This is a genomic window from Pedobacter sp. (assembly GCF_035566355.1).
GTDB lineage: Bacteria > Bacteroidota > Bacteroidia > Sphingobacteriales > Sphingobacteriaceae > Pedobacter.
In genome coordinates, this window is the sequence record NZ_DATMRL010000065.1 from 1 (window position 1) to 3319 (window position 3319).

Here is a 3319-nt window from a genome sequence, read left to right on the forward strand (position 1 = left end):
CGTATCAGTACAAATGGAACAATGACTTCAGCAATCCAGTACTGAATCAGGTGATTCTACCTGAGTTCCTGGATGCAGCCAAAACCATGAAGCCGGCCAATACCAACTGGTTTAATGAGATTGCCCAGACTTCGGTAATCCAGTCTTACAACCTGTCTATGGCTAATGGAAATGAAAAGGGAAACTCCCTCTTTTCTGTAAGTTATTATGACAACAAAGGTGTGATCAAAGAAACGCACAATCAGAAAATTACTGCCCGTTTCAATTCTGAATATAGCTTTTTCAATAAACGCTTAAAAATAGGCGAAACATTTACAGGTACCTATATGAAGGATGTACTGATCCCAACGGGTGATGTGACTTCTCTTTCGCAAATTGAAGAACCCGCCGTTCCTATCCACACCGTAGATGGAATAGGATGGGGAGGCCCTGCTCCAGGAATGGCCGACAGACAGAACCCGGTAAGACTAATAGAAGACAATAAACAGAACAAAAATAACTTCGGAAGAATATTGGGAAATGCTTATGCAGAAGTCAATATCGTTAAAGGCCTGAATTTTCGCACCAGTATTTCAGCAGATTACAATGGCAACTATGCCCGTACTTTAAGAAAATCCTATGTATCTGGTTTTCTATCCGATCCAACCAATCTGGTAAATCAGAACGCAAACTATGAGGGCAACTGGATATTTACCAATACATTAACCTATAATCTGAACAAAGGAAAAAGCAAGCTTGACGTGCTGGCTGGCCAGGAACAAGTGAAGTATATCAATCAGAGCTTTTATGGTACCAGACAAGGTGTTGGTTTGGAAAACATAGACTATGCCTACCTTAGCTCAGGATCAACCAATATCGATAATGGCGGCTCTGGTGCAACTTATGCATTGCTTTCTTTCTTCGGTAAAGCCAATTATTCTTATGATGATAAATACCTGGCCTCCGTTACAGTAAGGCGGGACGGGTCTTCCCGGTTTGGAACGAACCAAAGATATGGGGTCTTTCCTGCAGTTTCCCTGGGCTGGCGTTTAAGCGAAGAAGGTTTTATTAAAGACAATATTCACGCCATATCAGATTTGAAACTGAGGTTTTCTTACGGACAAACCGGTAACCAGGCTAGTCCTTATTATGCTCCTTACACCCTGTATTCCGCAATTTATGGCGTAAACCATGTTTTTGGTTATGAAACAGGTTCTGCCTATGATATCGGTGGGGCTGGAACAGGTCAGTTGCCTTCAGGCTTTACGCAGATACAACAGGGTAATGATAATCTGAAATGGGAAACGACTTCCCAATCCAACTTTGGTCTGGATTTTGGTTTGTTCAACAATACCATTACCGGATCTGCAGACTACTTTGTTAAGAATACCAAAGATATCCTGCTTACGCCGGCTTATCTGGCAGTTTTAGGCGAAGCCGGTAACCGTACAATTAATGCTGCCTCTGTTAGAAATACGGGTTTTGAGTTCCTTTTAAACTATAATGGAAGAGTTTCGCAAGATCTTTCTTTTACTTTAACAGGTAACATAGCAGCCTACAGAAGCAAGATCACCAGCCTGCCGCCAGATGCTATTGCATCATACCCGGGTAATGGTACAGATCAGACCATATTAGGTAGATCAGTAACCTCTATCTATGGCTATGTTGCTGATGGCTTGTTTACTTCTCAAAGTGAGGTCAACAATTCAGCCGTTCAGCCCGGTAAAGGCCTTGGCCGTATCCGGTATAAGGATTTGAACGGCGACGGTGTTATTGATAGTAAGGATCAGCAGTTTATCGGAACAACAGATCCAAATTTTACCTATGGTTTGAATGCCAGCATCAGCTACAAGCGATTTGACCTGGTGTTCTTTTTTCAGGGTGTGCAGGGTGTAAAGGAGTATAACACCTATAAAGGATTAACTGATTTTGCTTCTATTGCACCGGGCGCCAACTGGGGAACAAGAACATTAGATGCCTGGACACCTCAAAATCCAAATTCAACCATTCCGGCCTTAACCACTGTAGACCGCAACAATGAAGGCAGGAGTTCTACTTATTTTATAGAAAACGGATCTTATTTGAAGTTGCGGAACATACAACTGGGTTATAGCCTGAAAGATGCCTTAAGCAGTTTGCATATCAAAACTGCAAGAGTCTATGTTCAGGCCAGTAACCTGCTCACCATTAAGAGCAAATCTTATACTGCAACAGATCCGGAAAACCCTTCCAATATTTATCCAATCCCAGTGATTGGAACTATGGGTATTAATGTTTCATTTTAATTCTTACAGACATGAATAACAAAATATATATAGCAGTTCTAATGTGTGTGTGTTTAATTTCCTGTAAAAAGGCCTTAGACACAAATCCACAGGGCACAGCAGCAAGCAGCGATCTGAATACGCCCGCCAATGTAGATAAAATGGTTATTGCTGCTTATTCTGCTTTAGGCAATGATGAATATATGACTCCTTACAGCAGCATGTGGCCCTATGGCAGTATTCGCAGCGGCGATGCTTATAAAGGGGGAGATGGTCCGGGTGACGTTAGTGAATTTCATGGCTATGAGACCTTTTCGCTAAACCGTGTAGACTACGGACCTACAGATGCACTTTGGTTTCGTTTATACGTGGGTATAGGAAGAGTAAATGATGCCCTGGCTCGCGTAAATGCCATATCTGCTGCTGATTTTCCCAATAAAACCATCAGACAAGGTGAACTGAAGTTTTTAAGAGGACATTTTTATTTCCTTTTAAAAATCCTGTTTAAATATGTGCCTTATATTGACGAAACCCTTCCCAAAGAGAATTACGCGACCATTTCTAACCGGGCGTTGAGCGATGATGCTTTATGGAAAAAAATAGAAGATGATTTCAGTTTCGCTGCAGCAAACCTGCCGGCCACGCAACCTGAAATTGGAAGAGCCAATAAATTTGCTGCAAAATCTTATCTTGCCAAAGCGCTGTTGTACCATGCCTATACCCAGGATGAAAGCAATAATGTAACTTCTATCGATCAGGCCAAATTGACCCAGGTGAACAGCCTGTGCGATGAGGTGATTGCTTCTGGCTCTTATGCTTTAAGCGCCGATTTTGCCAATAACTTTTTATCCCAGTTTGAGAATGGCAAAGAATCTGTTTTTGCCATTCAGTATTCTATCAACGACGGTACGCCGCAGGGAAGGGAGGATTTTGGACATGAGCTGAACTACCCAATGAATCAGGAATATGGTTGCTGTGGTTTTCATGTGCCCAGCAATAACCTGATCAATGCTTTTAAAACAGATGATAATGGATTACCGATGCCAACAACCTATAACAACAAGGATATTGAACCT

At 42.0% G+C, this 3319-nt stretch carries 2 protein-coding genes; both read left to right on the plus strand.

From position 1 onward, the window contains the following. Positions 1–2264: SusC/RagA family TonB-linked outer membrane protein (locus VNZ46_RS02440; RefSeq protein WP_325558478.1), on the plus strand; the 2264-nt coding region annotated here is incomplete at its 5' end. An 11-nt stretch (positions 2265–2275) separates the two neighbouring features. Next, a partial coding sequence (locus tag VNZ46_RS02445; RefSeq protein WP_325558479.1) for a RagB/SusD family nutrient uptake outer membrane protein occupies positions 2276–3319 on the plus strand: 1044 nt, incomplete at its 3' end.